Origin of the sequence: Streptomyces sp. NPDC091292 (genome assembly GCF_044757265.1) — a bacterium.
Taxonomy (GTDB): Bacteria; Actinomycetota; Actinomycetes; order Streptomycetales; family Streptomycetaceae; genus Streptomyces.
In genome coordinates, this window is the sequence record NZ_JBIVUQ010000002.1 from 391,782 (window position 1) to 414,224 (window position 22,443).

The window sequence follows — 22,443 nt, forward strand, 5'->3', positions numbered from 1 at the left end:
CCGGCTCGCCGCCGGTTACTTGGTCGCGCTCTTGGCCTTGCTGATCACGGCCGACGCGTCGAAGTCGTTGGCGCCCTTGAGGAGGCTGCCGTCCCACAGCTTCTTGAGGTCGGGGTCCTTGGTGATCGTTCCGGACGACTTCATGTAGTCGGCCGTCTTGTTCCACTCCGCGTCGCTGACGGCGCCCCAGTCCTTGAAGGACTCCGGCGCGCCCTCGGCGGGTACGGCCGACTTCACCCAGGTTTCGAGGATCGTGCTGTCGTTCTTGACGCGCTCGTCGGCGCTCTTGCCGGAGAGGATCGCCGGGAAGACGCGGTACCCGTCGCGCATGGCGGCCTCGGGGTTGACGGCGGAGAACAGCAGCCCCTTGTACGAGGCCCGCAGGAACCGGGTGATCTCGTCCTTCTTCTGCCGCAGGGTGTCCTCACGCACCGCGTACGCCAGGGAGCGGATCCCCTGGAAGCGGTCACCGTTCGGGAGGTACGTGAACTTCTTCCCGGTCAGCTCCAGCGTGGTGTACGCCTGCGTGTACAGGGCCAGCGCGTCCACCTTGCCGCTCTCCAGCGCGGACAGCGCCTGGCTGCCGACCCCGACGGGAAGCAGGTCGACGTCCTTCTCCGGGTCGAGGCCCGCGTCCTGCACGAAGGCGCGGGCGTACGGTGCCGAGCCCGACGCGAGGCTGATGACGCCGATCTTCTTCCCCTTGAGGTCCTGGGCGCTCGCGACCTTGCCGCCCGGCAGCGTCGCGATGCGCCACGGCCAGTTCTGCACCAGACCGCCGACCGCGACGACCGGGACGCCCTTCTCCCGCGCGGCGAGGATGGCGCTCGCGTCGGCGGGGGTGATGTCGGCGCTGCCGGACGCGACCGCCTGGATGGCGGCGACCGATCCGTCGGTGTTGATGGTCTTGACATCGAGGTTCTCGTCGGCGAGGTAGCCCTCCTCCTTGGCGACGGAGTAGGTGGCGACCTCTTCCTTCGGCCCGATGACGGCGGAGGCGATGGCGAGTTCGACGGTCGCCGACTTCTTTCCGGAGCCGTTGTCCGAGGACGCGGAGCCGGACGAGCCACCGCCGCAGGCGGCGAGGACGGTCATGGTGGAGAGGGCCGCGGCGCCGGCGCCCAGTCTCAGGGCAAGCTTCATGTTCGGTACCTCTGCTCTTCGGTGGTCTCGACTTCGGTGGGTCTCGGGCGGGGTCGGCCGCCGGCCGGGGCGCTGATCCCGGTCTCGGCGAGGTCGTTGTAGATGTGCTGTTCGGCGATGAGTCCGTCACGCAGCACGAAGACATCGGCGTAGCGGATGCCCTCGAAGGGCTCTCCGTCCCGGTCCTGGCCGTAGAGCGTGCCGAGCGAGGTGACGGTCACCAGACCGTCCGGGGTGGAGCCGTCGAAGTACCGGTCGCGCCGCTTGCGGACCCACTGGTACCGGCCGCGCTGCCCGGCGACCATGTCGGGCAGGGAGCCGTAAGCGGCGCCTCCCGGGAACACCAGGCGGGCAGCGGGGGCGAGCAGCTTCCCCGCCTCGTCCAGGTCGCGGTCCTCGCAGAGCTGGAGGTACCGGTCGACCATGGTGGCGGGGGTGGGCGGTGTCGCCGCGGGATCGGCAAGTGTGTGCGGTACGGCGGTCATCAGCCGGCCCGCTTGCCCAGAGTCGCTTCCCACTGGTCGCGCAGGGGGCGCTCGGCGGGTCCCGACTCGGTGATGATCCGGACGAGCCGGGCGACGGCGGCCTCGCGCCGGCCGTCCAGTACGCGCTGCTCCGCCTCGCTCGGCCGCAGGGCGTCCAGTTCGCCTTCGGCGAGAATCCCGTGCCGGACGAGCAGCGCCTCCATGGCGTAGAGGCGCTGGTCTACGACGTGTGCCTCGGTGCTGACCTGGAGCAGCAGGTCGAACAGCTTGCCGGTGTCGCGGTCGCGGAAGTAGTCGAACTCCTCGGTCATGGCGGCCTCAGTTCCCCGGCTTGGTGGCGGTCAGGACAGCCCAGGGGAAATGCCACTCGCGGCGGTCGCCCCAGCCCTCGGGCCGCTTGCCGTCACGGCGCTCGTCGAACGGCGTCCACTCGGCTCCGGTCAGTCCGGCATCGGCGCACAGACCGAGCAGGTCGGTCGCGAACAGGTCGCGGAAGAACGGCTCGTTGTTGCGTTCGGCGTGCTCGTGGATCGTGGCGTCGCGGAACGGGTCGCCGGTGGTGTGGAACTCCAGGAAGCTCATCGTGCCGCCGGGCTTGAGCAGCCGGGCCGCCTCGGTGATGGTCGCGCGGACCGCGTCGGCGGGGATCTCGTGCAGCACCATGGTGCCGGTGACGACATCGCACGACGCGTCCTCAAGACCCGTGGCACGGCCGTCCGCCTGGAGATAGGTGACGGCCGCTTCCCCGGCCTCCGCCTCGGCATGCGCCAGACGCAGTCCGGGGGCCGCGAGATCGACGCCGATGACCTCGGCGCCGGGGTACTTGTCCACCAGGGGACGGGTCGACTTGCCGAAGCCGCAGCCGACGTCCAGGACGCGGGTGGCGCCGGGCACGTCGGGCAGCGCGGTCTCGGCGAACAGCCGGTGGAACTTGTAGCCGTCGTTGTCGCGGAGCATCACGATCCGCGCGCCCAGCTCGTAGACGTAGGCGCTCAGGTCGTCGGAGTAGAAGCTGCCGGGCTGGATGTGGATGTCGTAGTCCGTGTACCAGGTGGGCAGCGCGAGGTCGGGGTCGAGCACGAGGCGCCCCCGAGGCGTCTCCGGCACCTTCTCCAACTGCTCGCGCAACTGCTCGCCGCGGTGCACGACGGCCTCGCCGACGGTCTTCCACAGCATCTTCTGCTGGACCCGCTCCAGGTGGCTGTACCAGGGGTACAGGCTCAGCTCCCGCATGCGGTCGGTGGCGCGGTCCACCGTGCCGGCCGCCGGTCCTGTCGCCGCGTACTCGGCGGCGAGCGCCGGGTAGACGGTGTCGGACCACCGCTTGCGCAGCGTCAGGACGTAGTCGACGGCCGAGCGTTCGTCGAGGGTCAGCTGGTCCTCGATGTCGATCATGTATCTCTCCTGTTCGGGCGGGGGCGGCGGGTGTACGGCGGCCGGAGAGGGGAACGGCGGCAGAGCGCACAGCGGCGGCCCGGGAACGTGACGGCGATACGTGACACCGCGGCGGGGCACGGTGGAGGCTCCGGGCCTGCGCCTTCGCGGGGTGCGGGGCGGCCCGTGGGGAGCGGTCCTGGTGCGACGGGTTGCGTCGAGGATCGCCTCGGGGGAGAGGGGGGCCTGTGGATCGGCCGGCCCTGCGGAGAAGCGGTGCGTCGGTGGAGCGGTGAGAGGGTTCGAGGGGTCAGAGGGGTTGGGGTACGAGGAGTCCGGCGGCGGTGACGGCGTCGGTCAGGAAGGTTCCGGCGAGCCGGCCTTCGTACACGGCCTCCAGCGCGGTGCGCGGGGCGTTGGCATCGCCGACGACATGGACGCGAGGTGCGTCGTCCCGGGCGTCGAGCGCCCGGTACAGTCCGTCGTCGGCCACCGGCGGTCCCACGTCCACGACGGCCGTGACGCCGGTGAGTTCTTCGGTGTGGCCGCTGAGCGTGTCCCGCAGGACGACAGTGTGCTCGCGAGCCGCCGCGACCTCCCGCATGAGGTGCGACCTGATCCCCAGCTCCCCGAGCCGGCTCGCCAGAGCGAGCTTGGAGTACGTGGTGATCTTCGAGGCGAACGAAGCGGTCGGCGACAGGATGTGTACCTGGGCGCCGTTGCGTGCCAGGTGCTCGGCGACGGAGGCGGCGGCCCAGGAGCCCTGGTCGTCGCGGACGAGCACGGTGCCGCGCAGCGGCGAGACGGGATCCGGCAGCGCGGCGACCGCCTCAAGGACGTCGAACACCGGTGACCCGCCGGGCAGTTCGCGCTTCGAGGGGCGGGCACCGGTCGCGACGACCACATCATCGAATCCGTCCCATCGCCCGCCCGGCAGCAGATCGGCCGCCGTCACCCGCTCGCCCAGCCGCACCCGCACGGCGGAGCCGTCGAGTTCGCGGGCGAGGTCGGTGACCATCAGGGCGAGTCGTTCCCGGCCGTGCACCGTGGCCGCGACGGAGATCCGGCCGCCGAGCGCGGGACCGGCCTCGGCGAGGGTGACCTCGTACCCGGCCCGGTCCGCGGCCAGGGCGGCCTCCATCCCGGCCGGGCCCGCGCCGACGACCAGGACGCGCCTGACCGGGTCGGGGCCCGCAGGCGCCGACACGGTGGCGCGCAGCCGCGCCCACTCCCGTTCGGCGCCGACCTCGGGGTTGACGACGCAGGAGATCGGCAGGTTCGCCTCCAGCCGTCCGACACAGCCCTGGTTGCACGCGACACAGGAGCGGACGTCGTGCGGACGGCCTTCCTGGGCGCGGCGGACCAGATGCGGATCGGCGATGTGCGGGCGGGCGAGGCCGACGAGGTCCGCGTCGCCGGCCGCGACGAGTTCGGCCGCCTCGGGCAGGCTGTCGAGCCGGCACACGGCGAGCACGGGGAGTTCCGGGAACTCCTTCTTGAACAGCGCCGCGTGGTGGCGGAACTGCGCGTGCGCGAAACTCATGTCCGCCATCTGGGTGCCCAGCGAATAGCTGCCGTGGTACGCGGAGTGGCTGACGTGCACGTACAGCAGCGGGAACTCCTGGCGCAGCCGGCCCACGATCTCGACCATGTCGGGCGGCGTGAGCCCTCCGGGCAGGAACTCGTCGGCGCTGATGCGGATGCCCGTGGGCAGGTCCGGTGCCTGCGAAAGCACCTCCGTCAGCACCTCGCGGGCGAAGCGGAGCCGCCCGTCAGGGCCGCCGCCGTATGCGTCGGTACGGGTGTTGGTGAACGGTGACAGGAACTGTTCGATCAGGTGGCCGTGGCCGAGATGGATCTCGGCGCCGTCGTAACCCGCCTGCCGCATCCGCCGGGCCGCGGCGCCGAAGGCACGCACCACGAGGGCGATGTCCCGGCGGCCCATGGCGTGCGGGATGTGGACCCCGGCCGTCCAGGGGGTGGTGCCCGGTGACCAGGCGGCGGTGCGGGTGGCTTCACCGGCGGCCTGCCGGCCGGTGTGCAGCAGTTGGGCGAAGAGGCGCGCGCCGTGGGCCCGCACCGCGTCGGCCACGGCCGCGTACGCCGGGATGGACGAGTCGTCGAAACTGCCGAGGCTGATGTGGCGCCCCGCGCTGGTCGGGTGGACCCGGATGCCCTCGGTGATGATCAGGCCGACCCCACCGCGTGCGCGCTCCGCGTGGTAGGCGGCGTGGCGTTCGGTGGGCCGGTTGTCCTGGCCGAAATTGGTGGTGTGCCCGGGAACGAACACCCGGTTGCGCAGACGGACCCGGTCCAGGCTGACCGGCGACAGCAGGGTCCTGATGTCAGAAGTCGTCACGTATGCTCCCCCCAATCCGAGGGTCGGCACCCACATCCGTTCCGATGACAGGTACGCCGTTCGATTGAACGGAACACTAAGAAGCGACAGATGTACCCGTCAATCAAAACTCACGAGTAACTTACGTTGTTTACTTCTGGCCGGATTCGGCCGCGCCGACGTAACGCGCGCCCGCGCCGCTTCAGACGCGGAAGTCGCTCGGGAAGCCCGTCCAGCGCAGGTCTGCCGGCAGATGTGCCATGTCGTTGAACTGGGCCACCGATGCGGGCCGGCCGGGTGCGTAACGGATCACGGTCAGCGCGGCGTTGGCGACGTGGAGACCCATCCATCGCCAGTTCGGGGCGTCGAGCGCCGCCCGGACGAGCCAGCCGACCAGGAACGCGTGGGTGACGACCAACTCGTGGCGGGGCTCGTCGGCCAGGACCGGTCCGCTGAACTCGGCCAGCGCCCGCCGCGCGAGGGCGGGACCGTCCGCGCGCTCCTCGGGCGAGAGATCCGCGAGGCGGTCGAGGAACATGTCGGCGGACTCCGGCGGGAGTTCATGCCGCTGCGCCACATACGGTACGTAGTCCCCGGCCCGCTCGGACACCTCCAGCGGTACGGCGTCGTCCCGTCGCCCGCCGATCAGCCTGGCCGTCGCCTCCGCCCGCGGCAGCGGGCCGTGCCGGATCACGGAGAGAGGGACGCGCCGGAGCCGGTCGCCGAGGAGCACCGCCTGACGCTGTCCGTCGTCCGTCAGCGCGGTCTCGTCGGGTGACGCCTCACCGTGCCGTGCGAGGTACAGATGGCGGGTGGCCAGGGGCGGCATGTGCGGGGTTCCTCCGGACGCGTGCGTGATCTCGTGCGTGATCTTGAGTGTCCGGAGAGACGCAAGTGGGTGACGGGCGGTTCCTCACGGGCTGCCGTCCGCGGCACCATCGGCCGCTTCGGGCACCCGCTTCGCGCACTGCCCGCCCCCCTGGGCCCTGCTCAGTCGGCCGAAAGCGCCCACCCCGCCGCCTCGATCCGCCCCCTGTCCCGGCCGCGCGTCTCGTCGAACACCACCCGGCCGCCGTCCTCGACCCGCAGCTCGTCGACGTACGCCCCCCGGCCCACGTACAGCTGATCCGTGGTGTAGCGCCAGCGCAGCCGTAGCGGCTGTCCGCGCCACGTGGCGAGGTCGGCCGTGAGGCGGTGCCAGGTACGGCCCGACCAGCCGGTGGCCGAGCCCGCCGGGTGGTCCTGCGGTGCGGTGTCCTTGCGGACGGTGGTGAAGGGGACGGGCTGCCAGGTGGTGCCGTCGTCGGTGGACGCCTCAAGGCGCAGTACGTCGGAGCCCGGTTCCGTGTCCCACCACAGGGAGCAGCGCAGCCGGGCGCGGTCCGAGCGGAGGGACACGGCGGGGAGTGCGAGCGTCGCCGACGTCGCGCTCGCCATGCCGGAGAACCAGGCCGTACCGCCCTTCGCCGGGCGTACCGGTACCGCGCGCGCCAGATCGTTCGCCGTGGCGACCCGGGGAGCGGAGCCGGATCGCCAACTGCGCACGGGATGCACCGAGTTGCCGAGGACGACGAGGAAGGAGTCGGTCGTCGGGTCGAGGACCAGCGAGGTGCCGGTGAACCCGGTGTGCCCCGCCGTGTGCGGGGTCGCCATCGCGCCCATGTACCAGTGCTGGTACAGCTCGAAACCGAGCCCGTGCTCGTCGCCGGGGAAGGCGGTGTTGAAGTCGGTGAACATCAGCTCCACCGACTCGGGTGCCAGGACGCGGGCCTTGCCGTACGCGCCGCCGTTGAGCAGGGTGCGCCCGAGGATCGCGAGGTCCCAGGCGCAGGAGAAGACGCCCGCGTGACCGGCGACGCCCCCGAAGCCGAACGCGTTCTCGTCGTGGACCTCACCCCAGACGAGCCCCCGGTTCATCCCCGACCACGGCGCCCGCTCGTCCTCGGTGGCTGCGATCTTCGGCTTCCAGGAGGCGGGCGGGTTGTAGCGGGTGCGGCGCATCCCCAGCGGGTCGGTGATCTCCGTGCGCAGCAGGGTGTCGAGGGCGCGGCCGGTGATCTTCTCCAGGACAAGTTGGAGCGAGATGAGGTTGAGGTCGGAGTAGAGGTACTTGGTGCCGGGCGGGTTGAGCGGGGCCTCGTTCCAGATGAGCCGGAGCTGTCCCTCGCGCGTCGGCTCGTTGTAGAGGGGGATCCAGGCGCGGAAGCCCGAGGTGTGCGTCAGGAGCTGGCGGATCGTGATGTCCTGCTTGCCCGCGCCCGCGAAGTCCGGCAGATACGAGGCAACCTTCGCCTCCAACTCCAGTGCTCCGCGTTCCAGTTGCTGCACGGCGAGGATCGAGGTGAACAGCTTGGACACGGACGCCAGGTCGAAGACGGTGTCCTCGGCCATCGGGATCTGCCGGTCCGCCGGGAACTCCACACCGGTGTCGGTCTTCTCGTCGTACGCCGAGTAGCGCACCGCCATCCCGATCGGCTGGTGCAGCGCCACCGTGCCGCCCCGCCCGGCGAGGAGCACGGCGCCCGCGTACCAAGGGTGTTTGGGCGAGGGGCCGAGGAACTTCTCGGCGTCGGTGACCAGTTGCCGCAGATGCCCGGCGAGTAGCCCGGCCCGCTCGGGCGACCCCCGCCGCAGCGTCGGATGCCCCGCCCGCGAGCCCGCCCCGCCCACGCCGCTCCCCGCTCCGCTCACCGCGCCGCCTCCCACACCGACGGACCCGGCACCCGTCCGGGACACCGCCTGCGCCGGTCCCGCGGCGAACGGGACCAGTGCCAGGGCGCCGCCCCAGGCCAGGACCCGCGCCCCCAGACCGCGTCTGCTGACCCCGTCGCTCCCCGTGTCCGCAACCATGGATCAACCCTCCTGAAAGAATCTTTCGGGATCTCGATCGACCATGAAACTTTCTTGTCAGGTGTCGGCCCTGTCAAGGACGCGGACCGTCCGGCGCCCCGAAAGTCACCGAACGACGTCCCGGGAGTCGCCGAACGGCGCCGATTCGCCACCCGGGCAAAGAATCTGACGCTGTATCAGAAAATCTCTTCCGTCGGCCGGACGGCTGCGGCATCCTGCGCGCATGCAGACGGAGCTGAGCAACAGACTGGGAGTCGAACACGCCGTCTTCGGCTTCACGCCGTTCCCCGCGGTGGCCGCCGCCATCAGCAGGGCCGGCGGCCTCGGGGTGCTCGGCGCGGTCCGCTACACCGCGCCGGACGACCTCGCCCGCGACCTCGACTGGATGCAGGAGCACACCGGCGGACGGCCGTACGGGCTCGACGTCGTGATGCCCGCCAAGAAGGTCGAGGGCGTGACCGAGGCCGATGTGGAGGCGATGATCCCCGAAGGGCACCGGCAGTTCGTCCGGGACACCCTCGCCAAACACGGCGTCCCCGACCTCGCCGAGGGCGAGGCGTCGGGCTGGCGCATCACCGGCTGGATGGAAGAGGTCGCCCGCAACCAGCTCGACGTGGCCTTCGACTACCCGATCGCCCTCCTGGCCAACGCACTCGGCTCGCCGCCCGCCGACGTCATCGCCCGCGCCCACGACCGGGGCGTCCTCGTCGCCGCGCTCGCGGGCAGCGCCCGGCATGCCCGGAAACACGCCGACGCGGGCATCGACATCGTGGTCGCGCAGGGCTACGAGGCGGGCGGGCACACCGGCGAGATCGCGTCCATGGTCCTCACCCCTGACGTGGTCGACGCCGTCGACCCGCTGCCCGTGCTCGCGGCCGGCGGTATCGGCAGCGGCGCCCAGGTCGCCGCCGCGCTGGCGCTCGGCGCGCAGGGCGTCTGGCTCGGGTCGGTGTGGCTGACCACGACCGAGGCCGACCTGCACTCGCCCGCGCTCACCCGCAAGCTGCTCGCCGCGGGCTCCGGCGACACGGTCCGCTCCCGCGCCCTGACCGGCAAACCCGCCCGCCAGTTGCGCACCGAGTGGACGGACTCCTGGGACGACCCGAGCGGCCCCGGCACCCTGCCCATGCCGCTCCAGGGCCTGCTGGTCGCCGAGGCCGTCTCGCGGATCCAGAAGTACGAGGTGGACCCCCTGCTCGGCACGCCCGTCGGCCAGATCGTGGGCCGCATGAACAGCGAACGCAGTGTCCAGGAGGTGTTCGACGACCTCACCCGCGGCTTCGAGCAGGCCATCGACCGCGTCAACCGCATCGCCGGACGAGACCCCCGTACCGGACAGGGCGACCGCCCCGGACGAGGCTGAGGAGACCGAGATGAGTACGCCCCCCAACGGCTTCTGGGCGCAGGCAGCGGCCGACCCCGATCGCACCGTCCTCGTGGCGCCCGACGGCGAGGAGTGGACCGCCGGACGTCTGCACGCGAGCGCCAACCGACTGGTGCACGGACTGCGCGCCGCCGGACTCGAACGCGGCGACGCCTTCGCCGTGGTCCTGCCCAACGGCGTCGAGTTCTTCACCGCGTACCTCGCCGCGTCCCAGGCCGGTTTCTACCTCGTCCCCGTCAACCACCACCTCGTCGGCCCCGAGATCGCCTGGATCGTCTCCGACTCCGGCGCCAAGGTCCTCGTCGCGCACGAGCGGTTCGCCGAGGCCGCGACCTCGGCCGCCGACGAGGCACGCCTCCCGGCCGGCCGGCGGTACGCGGTCGGCGCGGTCCCCGGCTTCCGCCCGTACGCCGAACTCCTCGACGGTCAGCCCGGTTCCGCGCCCGGCGACCGGACCCTCGGCTGGGTCATGAACTACACCTCGGGTACGACGGGACGCCCGCGCGGTATCCGCCGCCCGCTGCCCGGCAAGCTGCCCGAGGAGACCTATCTCGGCGGATTCCTCGGCATCTTCGGCATCAGGCCCTTCGACGACAACGTCCACCTGGTGTGTTCGCCGCTGTACCACACGGCCGTGCTCCAGTTCGCGGGCGCGTCTCTGCACATCGGGCACCGGCTCGTCCTGATGGACCGCTGGTCGCCCGAGGAGATGCTGCGCCTCATCGACACCCGGCGGTGCACGCACACGCACATGGTGCCGACCCAGTTCCACCGCCTGCTCGCGCTGCCCGAGGCGGTCCGTGCCGGGTACGACGTGTCCTCGATGCGGCACGCCATCCATGGCGCCGCGCCCTGTCCGGACCATGTGAAACGCGCCATGATCGACTGGTGGGGTCCCAGCGTCGAGGAGTACTACGCGGCGAGCGAGGGCGGCGGGGCGTTCGCGACCGCGGAGGACTGGCTGAAGAAGCCGGGAACCGTCGGCAAGGCGTGGCCCATCAGCGAACTCGCCGTCTTCGACGACGACGGCAACCGGCTGCCGCCCGGCGAACTCGGCACCGTCTACATGAAGATGAGCACCGGCGGCTTCAGCTACCACAAGGACGAGGACAAGACGCGGAAGAACCGCATCGGCGACTTCTTCACGGTCGGCGACCTCGGTCTGATGGACGAGGACGGCTACCTCTTCCTCCGCGACCGCAAGATCGACATGATCATCTCCGGGGGCGTCAACATCTACCCCGCCGAGATCGAGTCCGCGCTGCTCACCCACCCCGCCGTGGCCGACGCCGCCGCCTTCGGCATCCCGCACGACGACTGGGGCGAGCAGGTCAAGGCCGTGGTCGAACCCGCCGAAGGGCACCCGCCCGGCGAAGCGCTCGCGGCGGACATTCTCGGCCACTGCGAACGGCTCCTGGCGGGCTACAAGCGGCCCAAGTCCGTCGACTTCATCGAGACGATGCCCCGCGACCCCAACGGCAAGCTCTACAAGCGACGTCTGCGCGACCCTTATTGGGAAGGTCGTACACGCATCGTGTGACCGCGCGGTTCATGCGTGAGGCATATGGCTTGATATCGATTAGGTCGCAGGTGCGGGCAAGTGCACATCGGGACTCCACTTTCTCCATAGGATCTCCATGATTCGCCCTGGATCCCCAGGTCCGCGGGTCGTCGTGCCGTTCAGGGGGATGGGGTCCGATGGAAGCCACAGTCAACGATTTCAACTACGGGGCCGTCACACCCGTGGTGGCCTATTTGATGGCATGTCTGGGGGCCGCGCTCGGGCTGCGGTGCACCACGCGGTCCCTGCGCCGCGGCAACGAGTCCCGCAAGGCGGGCTGGCTCGCCCTCGGCGCCACGGCGATCGGCTCCGGCATCTGGACGATGCACTTCATCGCCATGATCGGCTTCAGCATCGAGGACGCGACCCTCACCTACGACACGTCCAGGACGCTCCTGAGCCTGCTCGTCGCCATCGTGGTCGTCGGCATCGGCGTGTTCATCGTCGGCTACCGGGGCGCCACGCCCGTCACCCTCGGCGTCGCCGGAGTGACCACAGGACTCGGCGTCGCCGCCATGCACTACCTCGGCATGAGCGCCATCCACGTGCCGGGACACCTCGAATACGACGCCGTGACGGTGGCCCTGTCCGTGCTCATCGCGGTCGGCGCCGCGACGGCGGCGCTGTGGGCGGCCGTCTCCATCCACGGCCTCGGGGCCAGCCTCGGCGCGAGCCTCGTCATGGGCCTCGCGGTGACCGGAATGCACTACACCGGAATGGCCGCCGTCGGTGTCCACCTCGACGGCACCGGCGGAACCTCCTCGTCGTCCACGGACCTGATGATGTTCCTCCTCGCCATGCTCGCCGGACCCGTCTCGGTCCTCGTCCTGGCCGCCGTCATCGTCCTGTTCGACCCGGAGATGGTCCTCGGCGACGGCGAGTGGAACCAGCCCGCCGCCCCGGCCTCCCCGCACGCACCCGGAGCCCCCGCGCAGCGCGCGACACACGCGGACCCGCGCGTCTGGCCGTGACCGGCCCCGACGGACACACCGCTCCTTGACCTCCGGCACCGCCCGGCCGAGGATCACGCCATGACGGTGACCGAGGGACGGACCAGGGCGGCGGACAGCGGGCGCGCAAGCACGGTCGACGGCATGCTGCGCCGCAGCGCCCGGCGCACCCCCGACAGCACGGCGCTGCACTACCGGGACCGCTCCTGGTCGTACGCCGAACTGGACGAGGCGGTGTCCCGCGCTGCCCGCGTCCTGTGCGACACCGGACTGCGCCCCGGCGACCGGGTCGCCGCCTACGGGCACAACTCCGACGCCTATCTGATCGCCTTCCTCGGCTGCTCCCGCGCCGGACTCGTCCATGTGCCGGTGAACCAGAACCTCACCGGAGACGACCTGACCTATCTGATCGACCAGTCCGGCAGCTCCCTCGTCCTCACCGACCCCGCCCTCGCGGAACGGCTGCCCGAGGGCGTCCGTACCCTGGAGCTGCGTGACACGGACGCCTCGCTGCTGACCCGCCTCGCGACCACCGCCCCCTACGACGGTCCGGAACCGGACTCCGAGGATCTGGCCCAGCTCCTCTACACCTCCGGCACGACCGCGCTCCCCAAGGGCGCGATGATGACGCACCGCGCACTCGTCCACGAGTACGTCAGCGCCCTGCACGCCCTGGATCTGCGGCCGGCGGACCGTCCCGTGCACTCGCTGCCGCTCTACCACTCGGCGCAGATGCACGTCTTCCTGGTGCCCTACCTCGCCGTCGGTGCCGAGAACACGATCCTGGACGCGCCCGACGCCGGACAGATCTTCGACCTGGTCGAATCCGGCCGCGCCGACAGCCTGTTCGCGCCCCCGACCGTCTGGATCGGCCTCGCGCAGCGCGACGACTTCACCACCCGCGACCTCGGCGGTCTGCGCAAGGCGTACTACGGCGCCTCGATCATGCCCGTGCCCGTCCTGGAACGGCTGCGGAGCAGACTGCCCTCGCTCGCCTTCTACAACTGTTTCGGCCAGAGCGAGATCGGCCCGCTCGCGACCGTCCTCGGACCGGACGAGCACGAGGGCCGCATGGACTCCTGCGGCCGGCCCGTCCTCTTCGTCGAGGCCCGGGTCGTGGACGAGTCCGGCAAGGACGTCCCCGACGGCACACCCGGTGAAGTGGTCTACCGCTCACCGCAGTTGTGCGAGGGCTACTGGGACAAGCCGGAGGAGACGGCCGAGGCCTTCCGGGGCGGCTGGTTCCACTCCGGGGACCTCGCGGTGCGGGACGCGGAGGGCTTTCTCACCGTGGTGGACCGGGTGAAGGACGTCATCAACTCCGGAGGCGTGCTGATCGCCTCGCGCCAGGTCGAGGACGCGCTGTACACGCATCCGGCGGTCGCCGAGACCGCGGTGATCGGGCTGCCCGACGCGCGCTGGATCGAGGCGGTCACGGCCGTCGTCGTCCGCGGCGGCGAGGTCACCGAGGACGCGCTGATCGCCCACGCCCGTGAGCGGCTGACCGCCTTCAAGGCGCCCAAGCGGATCGTGTTCGTGGACGCGCTGCCGCGCAACGCCAGCGGGAAGATCCTCAAGCGGGAGCTGCGGGACCGGTTCCAGGAGGGCTGAGGTCCCCGTCAGGACGGGTCGCCGCGCAGATCCACGATCCGCTTGATCTTGCCGACCGACCGCTCCAGGGTCTCCGGCTCCACGATCTCGACGGTGACGGACACCCCGATGCCGTCCTTCACGCCGGCCGCGATGGCGCGGGCCGCCGCGTCCCGCTCGTCCTGCGTCGCGCCCGCCCGCGCCTCGGCCCGTACCGTCAGCGCGTCCAGGCGGCCCTCGCGGACCAGCCGGAGCTGGAAGTGCGGGGCCACCGCCGGGGTACGCAGGACGATCTCCTCCACCTGGGTGGGGAACAGGTTCACCCCTCGCAGGATCACCATGTCGTCGCTGCGGCCCGTGATCTTCTCCATCCGCCGGAACACCCGCGCCGTACCGGGCAGGAGCCGCGTCAGATCCCGGGTGCGGTACCGGATGACGGGCATCGCCTCCTTGGTGAGCGAGGTGAACACCAGCTCGCCGCGCTCCCCGTCCGGCAGCGGCTCACCCGTGATCGGGTCCACCACCTCCGGGAAGAAGTGGTCCTCCCAGATGTGTAGCCCGTCCTTGGTCTCCACGCACTCCTGCGCGACCCCGGGGCCTATCACCTCAGACAGGCCGTAGATGTCGACCGCGTCGATCGCGAACCGCTCCTCGATCTCGCGCCGCATCTCCTGTGTCCAGGGCTCGGCCCCGAAGATACCGACCTTGAGCGAGGTGGAGCGGGGGTCGACGCCCTGCCGCTCGAACTCGTCCAGGAGCGTCAGCATGTACGACGGGGTCACCATGATGATCTCGGGGCGGAAGTCCTGGATGAGCCGCACCTGGCGCGCGGTCATCCCGCCGGACGCGGGGATCACCGTGCAGCCCAGGCGCTCCGCGCCGTAGTGCGCGCCGAGCCCTCCCGTGAACAGGCCGTATCCGTACGCCACATGGACCTTGTGGCCCGGCCGTCCGCCGGCCGCCCGGATCGAGCGGGCGACCATGTCCGCCCACATCGACAGGTCGCCCTCGGTGTACCCGACGACCGTCGGCAGTCCCGTGGTCCCGCTCGACGCGTGCAGCCGCCGGATCCGCTCCTGCGGTACGGCGAACATCCCGAAGGGGTAGTGCGCGCGCAGATCCGCCTTCGTCGTGAAGGGGAAGCGCGCGAGGTCGGCGAGCGTACGGCAGTCCTCGGGGCGCAGCCCCGCCTTGTCGAACGCCTCGCGGTAGTGGCCCACGTGCTCATAGGCGTGGTGCAGGGTCGCGCGCAGCCGCTCAAGCTGGACCCGCTCCAGCTCCGCGCGGTCCATCCGCTCTCCCGCGTCCAGGGGTGCCTGCTCATCCGTCATCCGGACATCTCCACCGTTCGCCGTACCCACGTCCACCGTACACCGACGGACCGACCGATCATTCGGTCGTTCCTTGGGGAACAGTAATCCAGGGGGCCGCGGGCGCGTCAAGGCATGGGGACGATCAGATGTACGGGACCGGGCTACGCCCCGGGCGCCCCGGCCGCCTCCGTCGCCACCGACCGTGCCCAGCGGTAGTCCGCCTTGCCGCTCGGGGAGCGCTGGATGTGCTCGGTGATCACGAGCTGCCGGGGGACCTTGTAGCCCGCGAGCCGGGTACGGCAGTGGTGCTGGATGTCGTCCAGGGACGGTTCGGGGGCGCCGTCCCTGAGCTGGACGACGGCCGCGACATGGTGGCCCCAGGTGGTGTCCGGCACCCCGGCGACCAGCGCGTCGTACACGTCCGGATGCGACTTCAGGGCCTGCTCCACCTCCTCCGGGTACACCTTCTCGCCGCCCGTGTTGATGCACTGCGAGCCCCGCCCGAGCACGGTGACGATCCCCGCCGCGTCGACCGTCGCCATGTCGCCGAGCAGCACCCACCGCTCGTCGCCCTTCTGGAAGAAGGTCTCCGCTGTCTTGCCCGGGTCGTTGTAGTACCCGAGGGGGACATGCCCGCGCTGCGCGATCCGCCCCGGCTCACCGACCGCGACCGGCTCGTAGGTGGCCGGATCCACCACCTGCGTACGGGAGTTCATGCGCAGCCGGAACCCGTTGGCCGGCCCCGAGTCGTCGGTCGCCGTGCCGTTGAAACCGGACTCGGATGAGCCGAAGTTGTTCAGCAGCATCACCGTCGGGACGAGCGCCTGGAACTGGGCGCGCACCGTCTCCGACATGATCGCGCCGGACGACGACACGCTGAACAGCGACGACATGTCCGTACCGCGCAACGGCCCTTCGAGCGCGTCGATGAGCGGGCGCAGCATCGCGTCGCCGACCAGCGAGACACTGGTGACCTTCTCCTTCGCGATCGTCCGCAGCACCTCTTCCGGTACGAACTTGCGGTGCACGACCACGCGCTGGCCGAAGTTGAAGCCGATGAAGGCGGTGAGGGTCGAGGTGCCGTGCATCAGCGGGGGAGTGGGGAAGAAGGTGATGCCGTCGCCGCCGGCCGCGACCCGCTCGGCCAGCTCCTCCGGCTTCCCGACCGGCTCACCCGTGGGCGCGCCACCGCCGAGACCGGAGAAGAACAGGTCCTCCTGGCGCCACATCACCCCCTTGGGCATCCCGGTCGTGCCACCGGTGTAGATGATGAACTGGTCGTCCGCCGAGCGGGCCGGGAACCCCCGCTCCGGGGAGCCCGCCGCCTCCGCGTCGGCGAAGGCGACCGCCGCGACCTCGGGGGCCGCCGGCTCCGCGGTGCCCACGCGCACCACGTGCCGCAGCCCCGGCGCGCGGGGCAGCGCCGCCGCGACGCGCCCGGTGAACTCCGCGTCGAACACCAGCGCCGCCAGGTCCGCGTCCCGGTAGAGGTACGCCAACTCCTCCTCGACATAGCGGTAGTTGACGTTGACCGGGACGATCCGCGCCTTGAGGCAGCCGAGGACGGTCTGGAGGTATTCGACGCCGTTGTAGAGATGGAGGCCGAGGTGTTCGCCGGGGCGGATGCCGCTGTCGAGCAGATGGTGGGCGAAGCGGTTGGCCGCCGCGTCCAGTGCGGCGTAGGAGAGCCGGCGCTCCGCCCCCGTGCCGGGATGATCGACGTACACCAGTGCCTCGCGGTCGGGGACCACGTCGACGACCGATTCGAACAGGTCGGCAAGGTTGTACTCCACCACTCCTCCTGACCCCGGCGCGACTGACTTGGCGGTCATCAGAGCAGAGGCGCCCTCAAGTGGGAAGGGTCCCCGCACAAGAAATCTGACTGAGTGTCAGAAAACTATTGAACTGGACCCCCGCCTCCTGCAACCTGTTCCAGTCTGACGACGGGAGGACGACGGCCATGGGTGAATCAGCGACGGGTGAATCGGTGCCGGACGGATCGGCGCCGGGTGGGACCGAACACCTCACGGTGCGGCGCGAGGGCGCCACACTCGTGCTCACGCTCAACAGACCGGAGGCGAAGAACGCGCTCTCGCTGCCGATGCTCGTCGGCCTCCACGACGGCTGGCTGGAAGCCGATGCGGATGACGAGATCCGCTCGATCGTCCTCACCGGCGCGGGCGGCGCGTTCTGCGCGGGCATGGACCTCAAGGCACTCGCCGGAAAGGGGATGGACGGTCAGCGGTACCGGGACCGGATGACCGCCGACCCCGATCTGCACTGGAAGGCGATGCTGCGCCACCACCGCCCCCGCAAACCGGTCATCGCCGCCGTCGAGGGAGCCTGTGTCGCGGGCGGCACCGAGATCCTCCAGGGCACCGACATCCGGATCGCGGGCGAGTCGGCGACCTTCGGACTCTTCGAGGTGCGGCGCGGCCTGTTCCCCATCGGCGGCTCGACCGTCCGGCTCCAGCGGCAGATCCCCCGTACCCACGCCCTGGAGATGCTGCTCACCGGGCGCCCCTACACGGCGGGCGAGGCCGCCGCCATCGGACTCGTCGGGCGGGTCGTACCCGACGGCACCGCCCTGGACGCGGCGCTCGCCGTCGCCGAGCGCATCAACGCCTGCGGCCCGCTCGCCGTGGAAGCCGTCAAGGCGTCCGTGTACGAGACCGCCGAGATGACCGAGTCCGACGGTCTCGCCGCCGAACTCACACGCGGCTGGCCGATCTTCGACACCGCCGACGCGAAGGAAGGTGCCCGCGCCTTCGCCGAGAAGCGACCCCCCGTCTACCGGCGCGCCTGACTTGAGGAGAGACCCCCGTGCCCGAAGTGCTCACCGCCCCCCTCACCCTCGAATTCCCCTTCACCCGCTCCCTCGGACCCGTCCAGAGCGCCTTCCTCACCGGGCTGCGTGAACGCGTCGTCCTCGGTGTGCGCACCACCGACGGCCGCACCCTCGTCCCACCCGTCGAGTACGACCCGGTCACCGCCGACGAACTCCGCGACCTGGTCGAGGTCGCGCCGACCGGCACCGTCACCACCTGGGCCTGGAACCCCGAACCCCGGCGCGGCCAGCCCCTCGACAATCCGTTCGCCTGGGTGCTCGTCCGGCTCGACGGCGCCGACACCGCCCTGCTGCACGCCCTCGACGCCCCTGGACCCGACAGCGTCCGCACCGGACAGCGCGTCCGCGTCCGCTGGGCCGAAACACGCACCGGCGCCATCACGGACATCGCCTGCTTCGAACCGTGCGAAGGCCCGACCGCCGAACCCTCGGGACACAGCGGTGAGTTCGAGGACGCCGTCACCGGCATCGTCGCCCCCGCCCGCCTGGACTACACCTACGGCCCAGGCCGCGCCCAGACCGACCACCTCGCCGCCCTCGCCGAACGGCGCACCGTCGGCGAACGCTGCCCGTCCTGCCACAAGGTCTACATCCCGCCGCGCGGCGCCTGCCCCACCTGCGGGGTCGCCACCACCGACCACGTCGAGGTCGGCCCGGCCGGCACCGTCACGACGTACTGCATCGTCAACATCAAGGCGAAGAACCTGGACATCGAAGTGCCCTACGTCTACGCGCACATCGCGCTCGACGGCGCCGACCTCGCCCTGCACGGACGCATCGGCGGCATCCCCTACGACCAGGTCCGGATGGGTCTGCGCGTGGAACCCGTGTGGACCGAGGGCAGCCGCTTCCCCGACCACTACCGGCCCAACGGCGAACCCGACGCGGACTACGACACGTACAAGGAGCTGGTGTAGATGGCGACGCACTCCGGGGCCCGCCGGGACATCGCCGTCGTGGCGTTCGCGCAGAGCGACCATCTGCGCAGGACCGACGAGCAGTCCGAGGTCGAGATGCTGATGCCGGTCCTGCACGACGTGTTCCGGCAGACCGGCCTCAAGACCAGCGACATCGGCTTCACCTGCTCCGGCTCCAGCGACTACCTCGCGGGCCGCGCGTTCTCCTTCACCATGGCGCTCGACGGGGTCGGCGCCTGGCCGCCGATCGCCGAGTCCCACGTCGAGATGGACGGCGCCTGGGCGCTGTACGAGGCGTGGACGAAGCTCCTCACCGGCGAGGCCGACACCGCCCTCGTCTACTCCTACGGCAAGTCGTCGCCCGGCTCGGTCCGCGACGTCCTCACCCGCCAGCTCGATCCGTACTACCTCGCCCCGCTCTGGCCCGACGCGATCGCGCTCGCCGCACTCCAGGCGCGCGCCCTCATCGACGCGGGTGACACCGACGAACCGGCGCTCGCCGCCGTCGCCGCCCGCAGCAGGGACGCCGCCGCCGACAACCCGCACGCCCAGCTCCGGGGCGCACGGCCCCAGGGCGACTATGTCGTCAGCCCGCTCCGTACCGGCGACTGCCCGCCGATCGGCGACGGCGCAGCGGCCGTGATACTCGCGGCGGGGGAGCGCGCCCGCGACCTGTGCGAACGGCCCGCCTGGATCCGCGGCATCGACCACCGCATCGACGCGCACGGCCTCGGGGTACGCGACCTCACCGACGCGCCGTCCGCCCGGCTCGCCGCCGAGAAGGCCGGCGCTTTCGAACGGCCCGTCGACACGGCCGAGTTGCACGCCCCGTTCACCTCCCAGGAGATCGTCCTGCGCAAGGCGCTGCGCCTCGACGACTCCGTGACCGTCAACCCGTCCGGCGGCGCGCTCGCCGCGAACCCGGTCATGGCCGCGGGCCTGATCCGTATCGGCGAGGCCGCCACCCGTATCCACCGGGGCGCGTCGGACCGGGCGCTCGCCCACGCCACCTCGGGCCCCTGTCTGCAACAGAACCTGGTCGCCGTACTGGAGGGAGATCCCCGATGAGTGTCCACAGCGGGACCGGCAAGGAACCCGTCGCCGTCGTCGGGATCGGCCAGACGAAACACGTCGCCGCGCGGCGGGACGTGTCCATCGCCGGACTGGTCCGCGAGGCCGCGCTGCGCGCCCTCGCGGACGCCGAGCTGACCTGGGCGGACATCGACGCCGTCGTCATCGGCAAGGCGCCCGACTTCTTCGAGGGCGTCATGATGCCCGAGCTGTACCTCGCCGACGCGCTCGGCGCCGTCGGCAAACCCATGCTCCGCGTCCACACCGCGGGCTCCGTCGGCGGCTCCACCGCGCTCGTCGCCGCGAACCTCGTCGCCGCCCGCGTGCACGGCACCGTCCTCACCCTCGCCTTCGAGAAGCAGTCCGAGTCCAACGCCATGTGGGGCCTGTCCCTGCCGATCCCCTTCCAGCAGCCTCTGCTCGCCGGCGCCGGCGGCTTCTTCGCCCCGCACGTCCGCGCCTACATGCGACGCACCGGCGCCCCCGACTCCATCGGCTCCCTCGTCGCGTACAAGGACCGCCGCAACGCCCTGAAGAACCCCTACGCGCACCTCCACGAGCACGACATCACCCTGGAGAAGGTCCAGGCGTCCCCGATGCTGTGGGACCCGATCCGCTACTCCGAGACCTGCCCCTCCTCCGACGGCGCCTGCGCCATGGTCCTCACCGACCGCGCGGGAGCCGCCCGCGCACCGCACCCCGCCGCGTGGCTGCACGGCGGCGCGATGCGCAGCGAACCCACCCTCTTCGCGGGCAAGGACTTCGTGTCCCCGCAGGCCGGCCAGGACTGCGCCGCCGACGTCTACCGGCAGGCCGGGATAGCCGACCCGCGGCGCGACATCGACGCCGTCGAGATGTACGTGCCGTTCTCCTGGTACGAGCCGATGTGGCTGGAGAACCTGGGCTTCGCCGCCGAGGGCGAGGGCTGGAAACTCACCGAGTCCGGCGTCACCGAACTCGACGGCGACCTGCCCGTCAACATGTCCGGCGGAGTCCTGTCCACCAATCCGATCGGCGCCTCCGGCATGATCCGCTTCGCCGAGGCGGCGCTCCAGGTACGCGGCCGGGCGGGCGAGCACCAGATCGACGGCGCCCGCCGCGCCCTCGGCCACGCCTACGGCGGCGGCTCCCAGTTCTTCGCCATGTGGCTCGTCGGCAGCGAGCCCCCGAACACCTGAACGGAGTACGCCGACGGCCGGACGGCGACCGTCTCCCGCGGCCTGTGCTGCGCCCCGGCCGCTCGCTAGGCTGGCCGCGGACGACGCATCGGGAGGAGCACGGACGTGGCCGAAAGCACCACCCAGGAACACCCGCTCGCGGGGTGGGAGAAGCCCGAACTGGATCTGAGCAACGCGGACTGGCACTCAAGCAGCGGGGGACGGGGCGATGTTCAGATCGCCTTCGTCGAGGGCTTCATCGCGATGCGCAACAGCGGTCGCCCCGAGAGCCCTTCGCTCATCTTCACACCGGCCGAGTGGGGAGCGTTCGTACTGGGGGCACGCGAGGGCGAGTTCGATCTGACCTGAGCCGCGAACCGGCGGCCCGAGGCCGCACGCCGGCTCCACCCCCGGGGAATCCTCAATATTTTCGGACACGACACGTGACCTTCGACCCTGCCCTGCGGCCCTCGTGTGAGCGAGGCTGGATCAGGAACCAGTCGATCATGGCTCAGTGCCGGAGACGAGGAACCCATGAGCACCCTGCCCGTCATCGCCGCGGTGGACGGATCGGACGACAGTCTGCGCGCCCTGGAGTGGGCCGTGACGGAAGCGGGACGGCGCGGAACGACACTCCGCGTCGTCCACGTGCGCCAGTACGCCGCACCGACCCAGCCCGACGTGCTGGTCGCCGGACCGCCGGAACCGGCCGAGGACCCCGTCCTCCTCCAGGTACGCGCCGTGCTCGCGGACCGCGAGGACCCGCCGCCCGTCGAATACCTGCACATGGAGGGCGCGCCCGCCGCCGTCATCCCCGAGCTGGGCGAGGGCGCGCAGCTTCTGGTGCTCGGCTCCCGGGGGCGCGGCGGCTTCGCCAGCTTGCTGCTCGGCTCCAACGGCATGGCCGCGGCGCGGGACGCGACCTGCCCCGTGGTGATCGTGCCGCGCCCCGGACGCGAGGTGCACGGCGAGACCCACCTTGAGCCCGGCCCGCGCGTCGTCGTCGGCGTGTCCGCCGACGCGCCCGACGGGAACACCCTCGCCTTCGCCTTCGACGCGGCGGACCGGAGGGGCGCCCGGGTCGACGTGGTGTCCGCCTTCCCGTGGCCGGAGTACCTGTGGGCGGCGGCCGGCGGCTTCACACCGTCCGTCGCCGACCAGGAGGCCGCCCAGAAGGAGACCGTGGACCGCATCAAGGACATCGTCGCCCCGCACCGCGAGGCGCACCCCGACGTACGGGTCGCCGTGATCGCGGCGCCCGGTGACGCGGCGGGGCACATCGTCGGCGCGTCGAAGGGCGCGGAGCTGGTCGTCGTGGGCCGGCACCGCAGGCGCGTGCTGCACCCCGCGCCGATGCTCGGGTCGGTCACCCACGCGGTGCTGCTGCACGCGCCGAGCCCGGTCGCGGTGGTACCGCCGGAGGAGCCCGCTGAGAGCTGACGACGTCCGTACACCTGGTCAG

Annotated in this window: 19 protein-coding genes; 10 read left to right on the forward strand and 9 right to left on the reverse strand. The window is 71.3% G+C overall.

Annotated elements, in window-relative coordinates; genetic code table 11:
- Positions 1 to 15: 15 nt before the first annotated feature.
- From ACIQNU_RS09870 to ACIQNU_RS09900, 7 genes are all read right to left on the reverse strand, one after another.
- Positions 16 to 1,143 carry an ABC transporter substrate-binding protein gene (locus ACIQNU_RS09870; protein WP_401363480.1) on the reverse strand — a complete coding sequence of 376 codons (1,128 nt, stop codon included), beginning with the start codon at positions 1,141 to 1,143 and terminating at the stop codon, positions 16 to 18.
- Positions 1,140 to 1,628 carry a nuclear transport factor 2 family protein gene (locus tag ACIQNU_RS09875; protein ID WP_401363483.1) on the reverse strand — a complete coding sequence of 163 codons (489 nt, stop codon included), beginning with the start codon at positions 1,626 to 1,628 and terminating at the stop codon, positions 1,140 to 1,142. Before ACIQNU_RS09875 ends, ACIQNU_RS09870 begins: the two co-directional genes overlap by 4 nt.
- Positions 1,628 to 1,939, reverse strand: a complete 312-nt coding sequence (locus tag ACIQNU_RS09880; protein WP_401363485.1) for a hypothetical protein — start codon at positions 1,937 to 1,939, stop codon at positions 1,628 to 1,630. The genes ACIQNU_RS09875 and ACIQNU_RS09880 overlap by 1 nt, the downstream gene beginning before the upstream one ends.
- Positions 1,940 to 1,946: 7 nt before the next feature.
- A complete protein-coding gene (locus tag ACIQNU_RS09885; protein WP_401363487.1) occupies positions 1,947 to 3,023 on the reverse strand; it encodes a class I SAM-dependent methyltransferase in 1,077 nt (358 codons plus the stop codon).
- Between the two features lie 289 nt (positions 3,024 to 3,312).
- Positions 3,313 to 5,361, reverse strand: a complete 2,049-nt coding sequence (locus ACIQNU_RS09890; protein WP_401363490.1) for an FAD-dependent oxidoreductase — start codon at positions 5,359 to 5,361, stop codon at positions 3,313 to 3,315.
- 181 nt (positions 5,362 to 5,542) lie between these two features.
- Entirely contained in the window at positions 5,543 to 6,169 is a 627-nt protein-coding gene (locus ACIQNU_RS09895) for a histidine phosphatase family protein (RefSeq protein ID WP_401363492.1), read from the reverse strand.
- 161 nt (positions 6,170 to 6,330) lie between these two features.
- Entirely contained in the window at positions 6,331 to 8,190 is a 1,860-nt protein-coding gene (locus ACIQNU_RS09900; RefSeq protein ID WP_401363495.1) for a serine hydrolase, read from the reverse strand.
- 223 nt (positions 8,191 to 8,413) lie between these two features.
- On the opposite strand from ACIQNU_RS09900, the gene ACIQNU_RS09905 reads away from it, so the two are divergent.
- The 4 genes from ACIQNU_RS09905 to ACIQNU_RS09920 all read left to right on the forward strand — a co-directional run bounded on the left by ACIQNU_RS09905 (position 8,414) and on the right by ACIQNU_RS09920 (position 13,696).
- Positions 8,414 to 9,553 (forward strand): NAD(P)H-dependent flavin oxidoreductase, encoded by a 1,140-nt coding sequence (locus ACIQNU_RS09905; protein ID WP_401363497.1) that lies wholly within the window; start codon positions 8,414 to 8,416, stop codon positions 9,551 to 9,553.
- A 10-nt stretch (positions 9,554 to 9,563) separates the two neighbouring features.
- Complete coding sequence (locus tag ACIQNU_RS09910) at positions 9,564 to 11,114, forward strand: acyl-CoA synthetase (protein ID WP_401363500.1); 1,551 nt, start codon at positions 9,564 to 9,566, stop codon at positions 11,112 to 11,114.
- A 158-nt stretch (positions 11,115 to 11,272) separates the two neighbouring features.
- Positions 11,273 to 12,106 (forward strand): MHYT domain-containing protein, encoded by an 834-nt coding sequence (locus tag ACIQNU_RS09915; protein WP_401363503.1) that lies wholly within the window; start codon positions 11,273 to 11,275, stop codon positions 12,104 to 12,106.
- A gap of 60 nt (positions 12,107 to 12,166) precedes the next feature.
- Positions 12,167 to 13,696 (forward strand): acyl-CoA synthetase, encoded by a 1,530-nt coding sequence (locus ACIQNU_RS09920; RefSeq protein ID WP_401363506.1) that lies wholly within the window; start codon positions 12,167 to 12,169, stop codon positions 13,694 to 13,696.
- 8 nt (positions 13,697 to 13,704) lie between these two features.
- Here the strand turns inward: ACIQNU_RS09920 and paaK are convergent, their stop codons facing one another.
- Both paaK and ACIQNU_RS09930 read right to left on the reverse strand, forming a co-directional pair.
- A complete protein-coding gene (gene paaK / locus ACIQNU_RS09925; protein ID WP_401363507.1) occupies positions 13,705 to 15,006 on the reverse strand; it encodes a phenylacetate--CoA ligase PaaK in 1,302 nt (433 codons plus the stop codon).
- 143 nt (positions 15,007 to 15,149) lie between these two features.
- Complete coding sequence (locus tag ACIQNU_RS09930) at positions 15,150 to 16,781, reverse strand: acyl-CoA synthetase (RefSeq protein WP_401363510.1); 1,632 nt, start codon at positions 16,779 to 16,781, stop codon at positions 15,150 to 15,152.
- A 167-nt stretch (positions 16,782 to 16,948) separates the two neighbouring features.
- On the opposite strand from ACIQNU_RS09930, the gene ACIQNU_RS09935 reads away from it, so the two are divergent.
- The 6 genes from ACIQNU_RS09935 (at position 16,949) to ACIQNU_RS09960 (ending at position 22,421) form a co-directional block, all read left to right on the forward strand.
- The gene (locus ACIQNU_RS09935) at positions 16,949 to 17,794 is read left to right on the forward strand and encodes a crotonase/enoyl-CoA hydratase family protein (RefSeq protein WP_401363512.1); all 846 of its coding nucleotides are present in this window, start codon (positions 16,949 to 16,951) and stop codon (positions 17,792 to 17,794) included.
- Between the two features lie 17 nt (positions 17,795 to 17,811).
- Positions 17,812 to 18,753 carry a Zn-ribbon domain-containing OB-fold protein gene (locus ACIQNU_RS09940; RefSeq protein WP_401363514.1) on the forward strand — a complete coding sequence of 314 codons (942 nt, stop codon included), beginning with the start codon at positions 17,812 to 17,814 and terminating at the stop codon, positions 18,751 to 18,753.
- Positions 18,754 to 19,821 (forward strand): thiolase domain-containing protein, encoded by a 1,068-nt coding sequence (locus ACIQNU_RS09945; protein WP_401363516.1) that lies wholly within the window; start codon positions 18,754 to 18,756, stop codon positions 19,819 to 19,821.
- Positions 19,818 to 21,002 (forward strand): thiolase domain-containing protein, encoded by a 1,185-nt coding sequence (locus tag ACIQNU_RS09950; protein WP_401363519.1) that lies wholly within the window; start codon positions 19,818 to 19,820, stop codon positions 21,000 to 21,002. The genes ACIQNU_RS09945 and ACIQNU_RS09950 overlap by 4 nt, the downstream gene beginning before the upstream one ends.
- 105 nt (positions 21,003 to 21,107) lie before the next feature.
- The gene (locus ACIQNU_RS09955) at positions 21,108 to 21,350 is read left to right on the forward strand and encodes a DUF397 domain-containing protein (protein WP_401363521.1); all 243 of its coding nucleotides are present in this window, start codon (positions 21,108 to 21,110) and stop codon (positions 21,348 to 21,350) included.
- A 165-nt stretch (positions 21,351 to 21,515) separates the two neighbouring features.
- Positions 21,516 to 22,421 (forward strand): universal stress protein, encoded by a 906-nt coding sequence (locus tag ACIQNU_RS09960; RefSeq protein WP_401363524.1) that lies wholly within the window; start codon positions 21,516 to 21,518, stop codon positions 22,419 to 22,421.
- Positions 22,422 to 22,443 lie beyond the last annotated feature (22 nt).

Bases quoted from the DNA above. Each gene is read 5' to 3' on its own strand.
- ACIQNU_RS09870 (WP_401363480.1), bottom strand. From the start codon at position 1,143: ATGAAGCTTGCCCTGAGACTGGGCGCCGGCGCCGCGGCCCTCTCCACC.
- ACIQNU_RS09875 (WP_401363483.1), bottom strand. From the start codon at position 1,628: ATGACCGCCGTACCGCACACACTTGCCGATCCCGCGGCGACACCGCCC.
- ACIQNU_RS09880 (WP_401363485.1), bottom strand. From the start codon at position 1,939: ATGACCGAGGAGTTCGACTACTTCCGCGACCGCGACACCGGCAAGCTG.
- ACIQNU_RS09885 (WP_401363487.1), bottom strand. From the start codon at position 3,023: ATGATCGACATCGAGGACCAGCTGACCCTCGACGAACGCTCGGCCGTC.
- ACIQNU_RS09895 (WP_401363492.1), bottom strand. From the start codon at position 6,169: ATGCCGCCCCTGGCCACCCGCCATCTGTACCTCGCACGGCACGGTGAG.
- ACIQNU_RS09900 (WP_401363495.1), bottom strand. From the start codon at position 8,190: ATGGTTGCGGACACGGGGAGCGACGGGGTCAGCAGACGCGGTCTGGGG.
- ACIQNU_RS09905 (WP_401363497.1), top strand. From the start codon at position 8,414: ATGCAGACGGAGCTGAGCAACAGACTGGGAGTCGAACACGCCGTCTTC.
- ACIQNU_RS09910 (WP_401363500.1), top strand. From the start codon at position 9,564: ATGAGTACGCCCCCCAACGGCTTCTGGGCGCAGGCAGCGGCCGACCCC.
- ACIQNU_RS09915 (WP_401363503.1), top strand. From the start codon at position 11,273: ATGGAAGCCACAGTCAACGATTTCAACTACGGGGCCGTCACACCCGTG.
- ACIQNU_RS09920 (WP_401363506.1), top strand. From the start codon at position 12,167: ATGACGGTGACCGAGGGACGGACCAGGGCGGCGGACAGCGGGCGCGCA.
- paaK (WP_401363507.1), bottom strand. From the start codon at position 15,006: ATGACGGATGAGCAGGCACCCCTGGACGCGGGAGAGCGGATGGACCGC.
- ACIQNU_RS09935 (WP_401363512.1), top strand. From the start codon at position 16,949: ATGGGTGAATCAGCGACGGGTGAATCGGTGCCGGACGGATCGGCGCCG.
- ACIQNU_RS09945 (WP_401363516.1), top strand. From the start codon at position 18,754: ATGGCGACGCACTCCGGGGCCCGCCGGGACATCGCCGTCGTGGCGTTC.
- ACIQNU_RS09950 (WP_401363519.1), top strand. From the start codon at position 19,818: ATGAGTGTCCACAGCGGGACCGGCAAGGAACCCGTCGCCGTCGTCGGG.
- ACIQNU_RS09960 (WP_401363524.1), top strand. From the start codon at position 21,516: ATGAGCACCCTGCCCGTCATCGCCGCGGTGGACGGATCGGACGACAGT.